The organism is Nocardioides caldifontis, assembly GCF_008087345.1.
Taxonomy (GTDB): Bacteria; Actinomycetota; Actinomycetes; order Propionibacteriales; family Nocardioidaceae; genus Marmoricola_A; species Marmoricola_A caldifontis.
Genome location: NZ_ML701736.1, coordinates 513,691 through 526,654, shown reverse-complemented (window position 1 = coordinate 526,654; position 12,964 = coordinate 513,691). Strand labels below are relative to the sequence as shown.

At 73.2% G+C, this 12,964-nt stretch carries 16 protein-coding genes and 1 riboswitch; of the genes, 11 read left to right on the top strand and 5 right to left on the bottom strand.

The genetic code is table 11. The annotated features are described in order from the left end of the window. Nucleotides 1-2: 2 nt before the first annotated feature. Complete coding sequence (locus FIP57_RS05330) at nt 3-1,193, top strand: class I tRNA ligase family protein (protein ID WP_203231065.1); 1,191 nt, start codon at nt 3-5, stop codon at nt 1,191-1,193. A 41-nt stretch (nt 1,194-1,234) separates the two neighbouring features. Here FIP57_RS05330 and FIP57_RS05325 read toward each other — a convergent pair whose 3' ends face one another. Genes FIP57_RS05325 through FIP57_RS05320 form a run of 4 tightly spaced genes read right to left on the bottom strand, consistent with a single transcriptional unit; the run spans nt 1,235 to nt 4,275 of the window. After that, on the bottom strand, nt 1,235-2,266 hold the full coding sequence (locus FIP57_RS05325) for a DNA topoisomerase IB (protein ID WP_148572452.1): 1,032 nt from the start codon (nt 2,264-2,266) through the stop codon (nt 1,235-1,237). Nucleotides 2,267-2,305: 39 nt separating this feature from the next. Beyond that, nucleotides 2,306-2,449: a GPGG-motif small membrane protein gene (locus FIP57_RS23560; protein WP_203231064.1), complete on the bottom strand. Its 144-nt coding sequence runs from the start codon at nt 2,447-2,449 to the stop codon at nt 2,306-2,308. A gap of 32 nt (nt 2,450-2,481) precedes the next feature. Next, a complete protein-coding gene (locus FIP57_RS23100; RefSeq protein ID WP_162529687.1) occupies nt 2,482-2,658 on the bottom strand; it encodes a hypothetical protein in 177 nt (58 codons plus the stop codon). 51 nt (nt 2,659-2,709) lie between these two features. After that, nucleotides 2,710-4,275: a flavin-containing monooxygenase gene (locus FIP57_RS05320; protein ID WP_238993294.1), complete on the bottom strand. Its 1,566-nt coding sequence runs from the start codon at nt 4,273-4,275 to the stop codon at nt 2,710-2,712. Between the two features lie 70 nt (nt 4,276-4,345). On the opposite strand from FIP57_RS05320, the gene FIP57_RS05315 reads away from it, so the two are divergent. After that, complete coding sequence (locus FIP57_RS05315; RefSeq protein WP_148572450.1) at nt 4,346-5,398, top strand: AraC family transcriptional regulator; 1,053 nt, start codon at nt 4,346-4,348, stop codon at nt 5,396-5,398. Nucleotides 5,399-5,421: 23 nt separating this feature from the next. Here the strand turns inward: FIP57_RS05315 and FIP57_RS05310 are convergent, their stop codons facing one another. Beyond that, a complete protein-coding gene (locus tag FIP57_RS05310) occupies nt 5,422-5,883 on the bottom strand; it encodes a hypothetical protein (RefSeq protein ID WP_148572449.1) in 462 nt (153 codons plus the stop codon). Nucleotides 5,884-6,658: 775 nt separating this feature from the next. On the opposite strand from FIP57_RS05310, the gene clsA reads away from it, so the two are divergent. From clsA to FIP57_RS05265, 9 genes are all read left to right on the top strand, one after another. Beyond that, the gene (gene clsA, locus FIP57_RS05305; RefSeq protein ID WP_238993293.1) at nt 6,659-7,324 is read left to right on the top strand and encodes a cardiolipin synthase ClsA; all 666 of its coding nucleotides are present in this window, start codon (nt 6,659-6,661) and stop codon (nt 7,322-7,324) included. Continuing rightward, nucleotides 7,321-8,205, top strand: coding sequence for a DUF881 domain-containing protein (locus tag FIP57_RS05300; RefSeq protein ID WP_148572447.1), 885 nt, complete (start codon nt 7,321-7,323; stop codon nt 8,203-8,205). Before clsA ends, FIP57_RS05300 begins: the two co-directional genes overlap by 4 nt. Nucleotides 8,206-8,229: 24 nt before the next feature. Further along, nucleotides 8,230-8,562, top strand: coding sequence for a small basic family protein (locus FIP57_RS05295; protein ID WP_148572446.1), 333 nt, complete (start codon nt 8,230-8,232; stop codon nt 8,560-8,562). A 21-nt stretch (nt 8,563-8,583) separates the two neighbouring features. Next, nucleotides 8,584-9,396, top strand: coding sequence for a DUF881 domain-containing protein (locus FIP57_RS05290; protein WP_148572445.1), 813 nt, complete (start codon nt 8,584-8,586; stop codon nt 9,394-9,396). 69 nt (nt 9,397-9,465) lie between these two features. Further along, nucleotides 9,466-9,849, top strand: coding sequence for a glycine cleavage system protein GcvH (gene gcvH, locus FIP57_RS05285; protein ID WP_148572444.1), 384 nt, complete (start codon nt 9,466-9,468; stop codon nt 9,847-9,849). A 175-nt stretch (nt 9,850-10,024) separates the two neighbouring features. Then, nucleotides 10,025-10,558 carry an FHA domain-containing protein gene (locus tag FIP57_RS05280; RefSeq protein ID WP_148572443.1) on the top strand — a complete coding sequence of 178 codons (534 nt, stop codon included), beginning with the start codon at nt 10,025-10,027 and terminating at the stop codon, nt 10,556-10,558. Next, nucleotides 10,555-11,298 carry a transcriptional regulator FtsR gene (gene ftsR, locus FIP57_RS05275; RefSeq protein ID WP_238993292.1) on the top strand — a complete coding sequence of 248 codons (744 nt, stop codon included), beginning with the start codon at nt 10,555-10,557 and terminating at the stop codon, nt 11,296-11,298. The genes FIP57_RS05280 and ftsR overlap by 4 nt, the downstream gene beginning before the upstream one ends. 72 nt (nt 11,299-11,370) lie before the next feature. After that, entirely contained in the window at nt 11,371-11,838 is a 468-nt protein-coding gene (locus tag FIP57_RS05270; protein ID WP_148572442.1) for a bifunctional nuclease family protein, read from the top strand. 210 nt (nt 11,839-12,048) lie between these two features. After that, a complete protein-coding gene (locus FIP57_RS05265) occupies nt 12,049-12,672 on the top strand; it encodes a MerR family transcriptional regulator (protein ID WP_148572441.1) in 624 nt (207 codons plus the stop codon). Nucleotides 12,673-12,708: 36 nt separating this feature from the next. Beyond that, nucleotides 12,709-12,806, top strand: a riboswitch (glycine riboswitch). Nucleotides 12,807-12,964 lie beyond the last annotated feature (158 nt).

Genomic DNA, 12,964 nt, shown 5'->3' with positions numbered 1-12,964 from the left:
GGGTGGCTGCTCCCGGCGCGAACCCCCCTCCCACCTCCTCGGGCGTCGTCGGCGTCGAGGGACGCTACCGGCTCCGCGAGCGTCCGGCCGTCCCTCTCGTGGTGGCCGGCCGCCGGCTGCTCCCGGTCGGTCCGCTGCGGATGTACACCTGCGGCATCACGCCGTACGACGTGACCCACGTGGGCCACGCCGCGACCTTCGTGTGGGCGGACCTGGTGGCGACCCTCGCCCACGCGACCGGCGGCGAGGCGCTGGTCGCGCGCAACGTCACCGACGTCGACGACGTGCTCACCACGGCGGCGCGCACCCGCGGCCGTCCCTACGACGAGCTCGCGCTGACCCAGGAGTTCCTCTTCGACCGCGACATGCGCGCGCTGTCGGTCGCGACCCCGGCGCTCACCCCGCGGGCCCGCGCCCACGTGGCCGCCGTCGCCCGGCTCGCCGCCGCGCTGCTCGACGTGGGCGCGGCGTACGAGTCCGAGGGGTTCGTCTACTTCCGCGGCGGCGACCTCCCGGCTGCCGCCGGGCTCTCGGAGGAGGCCGCGCTCACCGCCTCCCAGGAGTACGGCGACCAGGCCGGCGTCCCGGGCCGCGAGTCGCCCTTCGACGTGCCGGTCTGGCGGCCCTCCGGCGAGAGCGACCCGGCGTGGCCCAGCCCGTGGGGCTGGGGCCGTCCGGGGTGGCACGCCGAGTGCGCCGCGATGGCGGTGAGCGCCCTGGGCAGCACCGTGGACGTGCTCCTCGGCGGCGTCGACCTGGCCTTCCCGCACCACGCCTACCAGGCCGCGATGGTGGAGGCGGCGACCGGCTCCGCGCCGTTCGCGCGGACCACGGTGCACGTCGGCGAGGTGCGCCGCGAGGGGCGCAAGATGGCGAAGTCGACCGGGAACCTCGTGCTGGTCTCGGAGCTTCTGGAGCGGTACTCCGGCGCCGCGCTGCGGCTCGCGCTGCTGCACCGGCCGTGGTCGGAGCCCTGGGAGTGCGAGGAGCGGGTCTTCGAGGACGCCGCCCGGCTGCTCGCGGAGCTCGACGAGCTGGCCGGCGGGCCGGGTGTGCACAGCGAGCGCCACGACGCGGTGCTCGAGGCGCTGGCCGCCGAGCTCGACGTGCCCCGGGCGGTGGAGGTCGCGCGCGCCGAGGGGCGTGAGGCGGCCCGCTACCTCATGGACGTGCTCAAGCTCCGCCGGCTCTGAGCCGGTTCTGGCCCGCCACGAGGGGCGGCTCGACACCCGGGTCAGTCGGTGAGGAGCCGGACGACGGCCTCGTCCAACCGGTCGCGGGCCTCGTCCTGGTCGTCCGGGAGCCGCTCGAGGTCCTTCGCGATCGTCACGTCGGACTCGAAGAGGTCGATGACCCGCGGGTCGACGTACGACGAGCGGCAGACCGTGGGAGTGTTGCCGAGCAGCTCGGAGGCACTGACCACCGCCTGGCGCACCGCGCGCTGCCGGGCCTTCTTGCTGGAGGGAGGCTTGCCCTCGGGGTTGCGGCCCAGGGCGGCCTCGCCCAACGCGTTCGCGACGTGGACGGTCGCGTGCCAGGTGCGGAAGTCCTTCGCGGTCACCTCGAGCCCGAACAGCTCGCGGATGTACTCGTTGATGTCCACCGGCTGAAGCGGCACCCACTGCCGGCCGTCCTTCAGGGAGAGCAGCCGGGCCTCGGGCTTCCGGCGTCGTGTCATCCGGTCGAGCACCTGGCACAGGTCCGGCTCGTCGACGGTGATCTCGTGCTCGACCCCGGCCTTGCCGACGAACGAGAAGACGCAGCAGCCGTTGCGGCGCCGGACGTGACGCCGCTCCAGCGTCGTCAGCCCGTAGCTGCCGTTCTGCTCGGTGTAGGTGTCGGAGCCGAGCCGGAAGCAGCCGAGGTCGACGAGGCGCACCGCCGCCGCGAGGACGGTGTCGCGGGGCAGCCCGGTCGTCCGGTCGCGGGCGAGGTCGGCACGCAGCCGACGACGTACGTCCGGCAGGTGGGTGGCCATCTCGATCACCCGGTCGAACTTCGCCTCGTCACGCTTCGCCCGCCAGGCGGGGTGGTAGAGGTACTGCCGCCGTCCGGCGTCGTCGGTGCCGACCGCGAGCAGGTGCGCGTTGGGGTACGGCGAGATCCACACGTCCCGCCAGGCGGGCGGGATGACCAGCGACTTGACCCGCTCGACGTCCGCCTTGTCCAGCGGGTTGCCGTCCGTGTCGAGGTAACGGAAGCCGCGTCCGTGGTGGACGCGGCGCCAGCCAGGGTCCCGTGTCGAGACCGTGCGGAGCCGCGGCATCCCTCCCTCCTCTTCCCCCTCGCGACGCCGGTGCCCCGGCTAGCCGAAGATGCTGACTCCGCCGGGGCCGACCAGCAGCCCGACGACGATGAGGACGATGCCGGGCAGCACACCGCCACGGATGATCTGCACGATTCCGGCGATCACCAGCACGACGGCGATCAGCCACAGGATGAACGTCATTTCTCCCTCTTCCTCCCCGTGTCGTGCCGCGGTCAGCGGCCGGGGTTCCCTCGGTCGTCGTAGTGCTGGGCCGGGTCGCTGTTGAACCGGCCGGAGTCCTCGGCCACCTCGTGGGAACGGTCCTTGTCACGTTTCCAGAGGACGAGGAACCCTCCGACCAGGATGACCGCGAGGACGATCACCAGCACCACCATCGGTGCAGCGTCCATCACACTTCTCCTTCGCTTCCGTCGGACGAGTCGTACCCGTCCGGGCGGCGTCTAAGCCGAGCGGGAGACGCGGAGCGGAGCGGCCGTCCTCACGAAGTCGGACGGCTGGAGGACCGCGGTCCGCTCGCGGTACTCCTGCACGGTGCCGGGCCAGTTGGTGGTGATCCGGCCGTCGGCCTCCTGGTACCAGCTCGAGCACCCGGAGGCCCAGACGCTGCGGGAGAGCCGCTCCTGCACCTCGCGGTCGAACCCGGCCGCGACGTCCTCGCGGACCTCGGCGACTTCGAGCTCCCCGGTGAGCAGCCGGTCGACAAGCTGGCCGAGGTAGCCGGTCTGGCACTCGATCATCGACAGGATCGAGCTGCCGCCGAGGTTCGTGTTCGGGCCGTAGACCACGAAGAGGTTGGGGAACTGCGGGACCGTCATGCCGAGGTAGGCGTGGGCCTCGTCGGCCCAGCTCTCGGCCAGGGTGGTGCCCCGACCGGTCACCTCGACGGGCGTCAGGAACTCGGTCGCCTTGAACCCGGTCCCGTAGACGATGACGTCCGCGGGGTGGAACGTGCCGTCGGAGGCCCGAACCCCGTCGGGGGTGACCTCGACGACCGCGTGGGTGACCACCTCGACGTCGTCGCGGGTGAGCGCGGGGTACCAGTCGTTGGAGAACAGCAGCCGCTTGCAGCCGACCGCGTAGTCCGGGAGCAGCTTCGCGCGCAGCGCCGGGTCGGCGACCTGGTGGCGGAGGTGGAGCCGGAACGCCGCCACGAACGCCTTGGTGAGCACGGTGTCCTCGCCGAGAGTGCGGTTCAGCAGCTCGCTCAGGGTGCGGGTCAGCTCACGACCGAACCCCTGGGTGCGGGGGAAGCGGCGGAAGGCGTGGTGGTGCAGCCGGGTGTACGCACGGTCCGGCTTCGGCACGACGTACGGCGCCGAGCGCTGGAAGACGGTGACGTGGCCGGCGGCCCGGGCCAGGTGGGGGACGAACTGGATCGCGCTGGCGCCGGTGCCCACGACCGCGACGCGCTTCCCGGCCAGCTCGAGGTCGTGGTCCCACTCCGCGGAGTGGAAGGCGGGGCCGCGGAACGACGCGATCCCCGGCAGCGGCGGGACGTGGGGACGCGACAGCTGGCCGACGGCGAAGACCACGAGGTCGACGTCGAGCTCCTCGGTGGTGCCGTCGGCGGTCCGGGTCGCGACGGTCCAGCGGCACCGCTCCTCGTCGTACGTCGCCGAGGTGACCTCCGTGCGGGTGCGGACCAGGTCGAGCAGCTCTTCGCGCGCGGCGACCTCCTCGATGTAGCGGAGGATCTCGTCCTGCTCGCCGTACCTCCGCGACCAGTCCGGCTTCGGGGCGAAGGAGTAGGAGTAGAGCGACGACGGGACGTCACAGGCGGCGCCGGGATAGGTGTTGTCGCGCCAGACCCCGCCGACGCGGTCGCCCTTCTCGAGCACCGTCACCTCCGCGACACCGCGTCGGCGCAGCTCGCGTGCCGCGGCGAGCCCGCCGAACCCCGCTCCGACGACGACCGCCCTCAGGGTGCGCCGCGGGCCCCCGGACGGCCGGCCCCCGGTCGCGGGGGCGGTGGGGGCTCGGTCGGGGGTGGTCCTGGTCGCCGTCACGCGGGTCAGGCTAGGGAGCCGCGGCGCCCCGAGGGAGACAGGCGCGGCCATCGGATTGATAATTCCGGCCATGGCCCGCGCTCGCTCCCTCCGGCTCGAGCCGCCGGCCGCCCGGCACTGGGACTTCCCGCGCAGCGTCGCCGCGCTGACCGTGGTCGTCGACTTCGCCGCGGCGCACGGCGTGGCGGCCGGGACGGTGCTCGACGGGACCGGCGTGGGGGAGGCGGCGCTGGCCGACCCCGCGGCCCTGGTGCCCGCGTCGGCCGAGCTCGCGGCGCTGCGGAACCTCCGGTCCGCGATGCCCGGGCGAGTGGCGCTCGGCGTCGAGCTCGGCGCCCGCTACCACGTCACCTCGTTCGGCATCCTCGGCTTCGCACTGCTCAGCAGCCGCACGCTCCTCGACGCGATGAACCTCGCGCTGCGGTTCCTCGACCTCAGCTACGCCTTCAGCTCCCCCGCAGCACGGGTGGTGGGGGAGGAGGTCGTCGTGGAGCTCGACGCGGCGGCGCTCCCGCCCGACCTCGCCCGGCTCCTGGTGGAGCGCGACGCCGCCGCCGTCGCCACGGTGCTCGCCGAGCTCGTGCCCGGCGGCACGCCGCTCGCCTCGGTCGAACTCGCGTTCCCGGCACCGCGGGACGCGGCGCGTCACGAAGCCTTGCTGGGGTCACGCGTGCGGTTCGACCGGCCGGCCACGCTCCTGCGGATCGGGGTCGACCAGCTCCACCGGCGGCTGCCGCAGGGCAACCCCCACAGCCAGGCGCTGGCCGAGGAGTTGTGCCGGCAGGTGGTGGCTGGGCGCCGGGGGAGCGGCGGGCTCGTTGAGGAGCTGCGGCTCTGGCTGACCCGCAACGTCGCGCACGACGTCACGATGGCCACCGCGGCAGCGGCCCACGCGATGAGCACGCGCACGTTGCGGCGGAGGCTGACCGAGGCCGGCACCTCCTACCAGGCACTCCTGGACGAAGTCCGCCGGTCGCTGGCCGAGGAGATGCTCGGCACCGGCGTGCTCGACGTCGAGGACGTCGCCCAGCGGCTCGGCTACGCCGAGGCGTCGAGCTTCGTGCACGCCTTCAAGCGGTGGCGCGGGGTGACCCCGGCGCGGTTCCGCCGGGACCTCGCCTGACGCTCAGCGCAGGGTCATGAGGATCAGCGCAGGGTGCTGCGCTGCACCGGGATGCGCTGCTTGACCAGCGAACGGCCCAGCGCGGCGGCGTTCTCCGCCGGGGTGCCCTCCGGCGCGAGCCCGGCGATGCGGGCGAGCAGGGCGTGCTCGCGCTCGGTCGGCTCCCAGAGGGCCGGGTTGAGCTCGTGGGCGTCGAGGATCCCGCGCAGGGTCGGGTGGGCGGCGCACATCTCGTCGTAGAGGTCGCGGACGTTGGCGGGGGTGCGCTGGGCGACGACCTCGCCGCGGTGGAGCCGGCCGACGAGCACCCGCAGCCACTCGCGGTGCATCTCGACGAGCAGGTCGTCCTCGCCGTCGAAGTGCTCGGCGAGCCCGGCCAGCCCGGCCCACGGCGCGACCCGGTCACCCGTCGACCGCGAGCTCTCGATGACCGCGCGCATCACGTCGCGACGGTGCAGCGTCGTCGTCCCCATCTGGTTCCCCAACCCCTCTCGTTGCCCGGGGCGGCTCCCCATGGCCGCCCGCCGGGCTGCGTTCCCGTCCCCACGTGAGCGCCTCGCCAGTATCGGTGGGGCGCAAGGTCAGAAGTAACCCCCAATCGGGAGATAAGGACGAATTCCCGCCGGACGGCCCGGGTGGTCGCGCCCGGAGGGCACAGGCGCGGGGGACCATGGGCCCGAATGACTACGGCGATCTGGCCGGCCTGCCGCGTGGCGGGTTGATCCGGCGGGCGGGAAGGCGCACCTTCGGGTCATTGGGTCGGGAATCGTGGTCTTCGGGACCACCTCGCTGGTTCCCTGGGACCTCGGTCACGAGCTGATACTGGGAGGTCAGTGACGTGGGTGAGAAGAGCGTGGCACCGGTACGCGACACCCGGAAGCCCCAGCCGCCCCGGGGCACGCGAGCGGCCGCCTGCCGCTGCGGGCAGCAGCTCGACGTCTGGACGCGGCAGCACTGCCCGCGCTGCGGGCGCAGCCTCGCCTGAACGACATCTCGTCCGTTTCGTCGCTTTTGTAATGGCGTCGTCCTAGCATGGGAGGGTGCCCGGGGGCCCCCGCCCTGGGCGCTCGTCGGTGCCACCACCCCCCATGCCGGTGCACCGGCACGAGAGGCCGCACGTCCCCCAAGTGTGCGGCCTCTCCCCATGTCCGGGGCCGGGCCGATCGGGCGACTAAGGTGACCTCGGAGCCGCGACGGCGGACGGAGGAGCGGTCGCCCTGCGCCCGCGGACGACGGGGCGGGAAGAGGAGCGACACGAGGGTGGCGGCGCACCACGAGACGCAGGGCGTCCGGGCCCGCGGGACCTCGGACCGCATCCTCACGATCCCGAACGCGCTGAGCGCGGTGCGGCTCGCGCTGCTCCCGCTCTTCGTGTGGCTGGTCCTCGGGCCCGAGGCGGACGCCGCGGCGGTCGGCGTGCTCGTCGCCATCGGGCTCAGCGACTACCTCGACGGCTACCTCGCCCGCCGGCTCGACCAGACCTCGAAGCTCGGCGCGCTGCTCGACCCGGTCGCCGACCGGCTCTACATCCTCGCGGCGGTCGTGGCCCTCGGCGTGCGCGAGATCATCCCGCTCTGGCTCGTCGTCGGGCTCCCCGCGCGCGACGTCTTCCTGTGGCTGCTCGTGCCGTTCCTCCGCACCCGCGGCTACAGCGCGCTCCCGGTCCACTTCCTCGGCAAGGCGGCTACCGCCGCGCTGATCTACGCCTTCCCGCTGCTGCTGCTCGGCGACGGCGACAGCACGGTCGCGCTGGTCGCCCGCGTGTTCGGCTGGGCGTTCGCGGTCTGGGGTATCGGGATGTACTGGTGGGCGGGTGTCCTCTATGCCTGGCAGGTGCGCCGGCTGCTGACCACGACTCCGCCGCTGCCCCGACGGCCCCGCGGGTCGCGGCGAACCCCGGCACGGAGAGGAGGGGGAGCGCCGTGACCGCCGACGAGGAGGAGCCGCGTCCCCGTCGGGTGCCGGCACTGCACACGACCGGGCTCCTCGACCGCATCACCGCCGGCTCGCTCGACGAGGACTACCAGCTGGTCTCCGAGCGCAAGCGGCGAAGCACGGGCGACGACGACGGGAGGACCGGCGGGCGCAGCTCGCGGCGCCTCCTCACCATCGCCGTCACCGCCGCGTTCGGCGCGCTGCTCACGACCGCGGCCGTGCAGACCGCCCGCACCGAGCCGATCCGCCAGGAGTCGCAGGAGTCGCTGCGGGCCGAGGCGCAGGAGCGGCGCCAGGAGCTGAACGCCGCGCGCCGCGAGGTCGTGACCCTGCGCCGGGCGGTCGAGCGGGTCCAGGACGACGCGCTCGCCGCCTCCGAGGAGGGGCGCAACCTCCGCGCCCAGCTCACCGAGCTCGGGGTCGGCGCCGGCACCGAAGCCGCGTCCGGCCCGGGGCTGCGCATCGTCGTCGACGACAGCCCGGGCTCCGACGGCGCCGCGGCGGGCGAGACCGCCGGCGGGACCGTGCTCGACACCGACCTGCAGAAGCTCGTCAACGGGCTCTGGCTCTCCGGGGCCGAGGCGGTGGCGGTCAACGGGCAGCGGATGACCGCCCTGAGCTCGATCCGGGTCGCGGGCGGCGCGATCACCGTCAACCTGCGGTCGCTGAGCCGCCCGTACGTCGTGACCGCGCTCGGCGATCCCGACCAGCTCGCCGCGCGGTTCGTGGACTCCGCGGGTGGATCGTGGTGGTTGAATCTGAGGTCGGTCTACCGCCTGAGGTTCGACATGACGACGGAGGAGTCCCTGACCGTGCCGGCCGCACCGCCCGTGACCCTGCGCCACGCCCGCACGCCGAGGAGCGCCCGATGAGGACCACCCGATGAGGACCGCACCGTGATCGGCGTCCTCGGGCTGCTCGCCGGCGTGCTGCTGGGGCTCTTCCTGCGTCCCGACGTCCCGTTCTGGCTCGAGCCCTACCTCCCGATCGCCGTCGTCGCCGCGCTCGACGCGGTCTTCGGCGCCCTCCGGGCCTACCTCGACGGGATCTTCGACGACAAGGTCTTCGTGGTCTCGTTCGTCAGCAACGTGCTGATCGCGGCGGTGATCGTCTACCTCGGCGACCAGCTCGGCGTCGGCGGCCAGCTCTCGACCGGCGTGATCGTCGTGCTCGGGATCCGCATCTTCTCCAACGTGGCCGCCATCCGGCGCCACCTGTTCCACGCCTGAGCCGGCCGAGGACCGACAGGCATGACGTCGCGACCCCAGCCCCACCCGGAGGAGCACCCGCCCGAGGCGGTGGCGCCGGTGCGCCCGCCGACGGGTGCCGACGGCGCCCCCACCGGTCGTGAGCGGCTCCGCCATGCCTTCCGCTGGCGGTGGAGCCGCGGGCAGGCCGTGGCCGCGGTGCTGCTCGGCGTGCTCGGGTTCGCCGCCGTGGCGCAGGTCAACGCCACCGACCAGGACGACGTCTTCCAGGGCGCCCGCCAGGCCGACCTCATCGCGCTGATCAACACGCTCTCACTGGCCACCGACCGCGCCGAGGCCGAGCTGACCGAGCTCCGCGCCACCCGTGACTCGCTCCGCACCGACGCCGAGGCGACCCGCACCGCGCTGGCCGTGGCACGTCAGCAGGCCGAGCAGCTCGGGATCCTGAGCGGCACGTTGCCGGCCGTGGGACCCGGGATCCGGATCACCGTCGAGGCCCGGCCGGGCACCGTGGGCACCGACCAGCTCCTCAACGGGCTGCAGGAGCTCCGCAACGCCGGCGCGGAGGCGGTCGAGATCAACGACGCCGTGCGGGTGGTCGCCCAGACCGGGATGAGCGACGACGCCGAGGGCGGGCTCGTCGTCGACGGGGTGGCGCTCGCACCGCCGTACGTCCTCGACGTGATCGGCGACCCGGGGACGCTGGAGAGCGCGCTCGGCTTCGACAGCGGCTTCACCGACGAGGTCGAGCAGGTCGGGGGCGGGGTCTCGGTCGAGCAGCTCGACCAGGTCGAGGTGGGCACCACCCGCGAGCCGGTCCCCACCGAGTTCTCCGAGCCGGTCGACGAGGAGTAGGGAGCACGCCTTACCGGCGCCCGCGCAGTAAGGTGGCGCCGCCCCGCCGCGCGACCCTGAGGAGAGCCGTTGTACCCCGAGGAGCTGAAGTACACGTCAGAGCACGAGTGGGTGCGCACCCCCGGCGGCGCCGAGGGCTCGGTCCGGGTCGGGATCACCCACTACGCCCAGGAGGCGCTCGGCGACATCGTCTTCGTCTCGTTGCCGGAGGTCGGTGACGAGGTCGAGGCGGGCAGCGCGGTCGGCGAGCTCGAGTCGACCAAGTCCGTCAGCGACGTCTACGTCCCGGTGTCGGGGAAGGTCGTCGCGCGCAACGAGCAGCTCGACAGCTCACCGGAGCTGGTCAACAGCGATCCGTACGGCGAGGGGTGGCTCTTCGATCTGGAGCCGACGGACGCGGCCGCGGTCGACGGGTTGATGTCCGCCTCGGAGTACCAGGCCACGCTGGACTGACCCCCGGAGGGACGGGGTGCCGCCGACCCGGTTGGTGGGGCCGTCGCGCCCTGGTAGGTTGCGGGAACCATCAACCTCGACTTGCGGTTGAAGGTTTCCCACGGCCTCTCCGGGGAGTCGGGCGACCGCCCGTCGACCCGTGCCCGAGGTCCCCCCCGGAACCAGGGAGGATGACATGCCGTTCTGCACCGCGTGCGGTCGCCGGAACCCTGACGACGCCCGGTTCTGCGCCCAGTGCGGCACCCGTCTGCTCACCGCCGACGACGCCGGTGGCGCGGCCGCGGAGCCGACGGACACGACCGCGACCATGACGTTCGGCGCGCCCGCGAAGAGCGAGGCGGCCGAGGACCGGCCGCTCAACGACGCAGACGCCGCTGCCGTGGATGCGCTCCCGGCCGGCAGCGCCCTGCTCGTCGTGCAGCGCGGACCGAGCGCCGGCAGCCGGTTCCTCCTCGACACCGACGTGGTGACGGTGGGGCGCCACCCCGACAGCGAGATCTTCCTCGACGACGTCACCGTCTCGCGGCGCCACGCGGAGTTCCGCCGCGGGCCGGAGGGGTTCACGGTGTGCGACGTCGGCAGCCTCAACGGCACCTACGTCAACCGCGACCGCATCGACCAGGTCGTGCTCCAGGGCGGTGACGAGGTCCAGATCGGCAAGTTCCGCCTGGTGTTCTTCGCCAGCCACGCAGGTGCCGCCGCCCGGTGAGCCGCGACGTGACCGAGGCGTCGACCGCCGTCGGGCGGATGAACATCGGCGAGGTCCACGCGCGGCTGCGTGAGGACTTCCCCTCGCTCGAGCTGAGCAAGCTCCGCTACTTCGAGTCGATGGACCTCGTGCGGCCGACGCGGACCCCCGCGGGCTACCGGAAGTACTCCGAGGACGACGTCGCGCGGCTGCGCTACGCCCTCACCCTGCAGCGCGACCACCACCTGCCGCTGAAGGTGATCCGCGAGCACCTCGACGCCCTCGACCGCGGGCTCGAGCCGCCGCCGCTCACCCCGGGCCCCCAGGTGCCCCGGCTGGCGCTCGCGCCCGACGGCTACCCGACCAAGGAGAGCTTCGACCCCGAGAGCTCGCGGCTCCGGCTGACCCGCCGCGAGCTGCTCGCCGCGGCCGAGATCGACGAGCGGCTCCTCTCCGAGCTCGAGAGCTTCGGGCTGGTCGTGCCGAGGCCCGGCTCCGCGCCGTACGACAACGAGGCGATCGTGATCGCCCGCACCGTCGCCCAGCTGGCCGAGTTCGGGATCGAGCCGCGCCACCTCCGGGCCTTCAAGACCGCCGCCGACCGCGAGGTCGGGCTCGTCGAGCAGGTCGCCGCCCCGATCCGGCGGAGCCGGGACGAGGGCGCCGAGGGGCGGGCCCAGGAGGTCATGAGCCAGATCGCCGCGCTGTCGGTGCGGCTGCACGCCGTTCTCGTCAAGGTCGGGCTGCGCAGCCTCCGCTGACCGGTTCCCCGCTGCCGCGAGGTCGTGGTCCGGCGCCCCGACGGCGTGACCGGCCGGGAGTAGGGTGGAGCCGTGCGCGAAGTCGATGTGGTGGGTGTCCGGGTGGAGATGCCGTCGAACCAGCCGATCGTGCTGCTGCGCGAGGTGACCGGCGACCGGTACCTCCCGATCTGGATCGGCGCCGTCGAGGCCACCGCGATCGCGTTCGCCCAGCAGGGCGTCGTCCCGCCGCGCCCGCTCACCCACGACCTGATGAAGGACCTGATCGGGGCCACCGGCAACGAGCTGAGCGAGGTCCGGATCACCGAGATGCGCGACGGGGTGTTCTACGCCGTGCTCGTGCTCTCCTCCGGCGCCGAGGTGAGCGCCCGACCCTCGGACAGCATCGCGCTGGCCCTGCGCACCGGCTCCCGGATCGTCTGCGCCGAGGACGTCCTCGACGAGGCCGGCCTCGAGGTGCCCGAGGAGGAGGAGGACGAGGTGGAGAAGTTCCGCGAGTTCCTCGACTCGGTGTCGCCGGAGGACTTCGAGGAGCCCTGAGCCGCCCTGATCGTCGCCGTCCGGGCCTCGAGAAGGCTCACCTTCAAGCAGAGGTTGAAGGTCGCGACACGCCGGCCTCGAGGTCGCCGGATCTTTGACCGGCCACTTCCGGGGGAATACGGTGAACTGTCTTCGTTGTAGTTCCACCGGTGTGCTCCTCCCAGGTCACGGTCCGGCTTCCCCGGAGCTGCAGCTCACGAAGAGACTCTGGTGGAGGTCACCGTGACTGGTAAGGGCGACAAGACGGCGCCGCAGAGTGATCCGTCCGCGGCGTTGCAGGCCGAGGCGGTCGCCGGGGAGCAGGGGCTGCTCTTCGACGACGACGTCTCGCCGCTCCCCTCGGACGTCGGCTACCGCGGCCCCACCGCGTGCAACGCCGCCGGCATCACCTACCGGCAGCTCGACTACTGGGCCCGCACCGGGCTCGTCGAGCCGAGCGTCCGGGGCGCGACCGGCTCGGGCACCCAGCGGCTCTACTCCTTCCGCGACATCCTGCTGCTCAAGGTCATCAAGCGGCTCCTCGACGCCGGGATCTCCCTCCAGCAGATCCGCACCGCCGTGCAGCACCTGCGCGACCGCGGCACCGACGACCTGACCCGCGTGACGCTGATGAGCGACGGGGCGTCGGTCTACGAGTGCACCTCCAACGACGAGGTCATCGACCTGCTCCAGGGCGGGCAGGGCGTCTTCGGGATCGCGATCGGCGGGGTCTGGCGCGAGATCGAGGGGTCGCTCGCCGAGCTCCCCAGCGAGAAGGCCGGCCAGCCCGAGGCGGTCGAGTCCTCCGCGGAGGACGAGCTCTCCGCGCGGCGCCGGGCGAAGCTCACCGGCTGATCCCCGTCCGACGCGGCTGGTAATGTGGCCGCGCCGTCGACCTGTGCGGGAGAGTCCGCTGGACCCACCTCGCGGGCGCCGAAGGGGCAACTTCCTCCCCGGAACCTCTCAGGCACCAGGACCGCACAGCTGAGGCACCTCTGGAGACCGGCCCACGCGTGGGCCGCGGTCGACAGAAGGGGAGGCGACCGACCGTCATCCTCGTTGGGAGCCTCAGTGCCGATCTCGGAACCGTCCGCCCGCCGCACCACCGACGGGGCCCACGCCTTCGCCGACCGCCACGTCGGCCCGG

What these genes read in the sequence shown, in the direction of transcription:
- FIP57_RS23560 (WP_203231064.1), bottom strand. Translation starts at nt 2,449, where the DNA reads ATGACGTTCATCCTGTGGCTGATCGCCGTCGTGCTGGTGATCGCCGGA.
- FIP57_RS05315 (WP_148572450.1), top strand. Translation starts at nt 4,346, where the DNA reads ATGGCCCGCGCTCGCTCCCTCCGGCTCGAGCCGCCGGCCGCCCGGCAC.
- FIP57_RS05325 (WP_148572452.1), bottom strand. Translation starts at nt 2,266, where the DNA reads ATGCCGCGGCTCCGCACGGTCTCGACACGGGACCCTGGCTGGCGCCGC.
- FIP57_RS05280 (WP_148572443.1), top strand. Translation starts at nt 10,025, where the DNA reads ATGCCGTTCTGCACCGCGTGCGGTCGCCGGAACCCTGACGACGCCCGG.
- FIP57_RS05290 (WP_148572445.1), top strand. Translation starts at nt 8,584, where the DNA reads ATGACGTCGCGACCCCAGCCCCACCCGGAGGAGCACCCGCCCGAGGCG.
- FIP57_RS23100 (WP_162529687.1), bottom strand. Translation starts at nt 2,658, where the DNA reads ATGGACGCTGCACCGATGGTGGTGCTGGTGATCGTCCTCGCGGTCATC.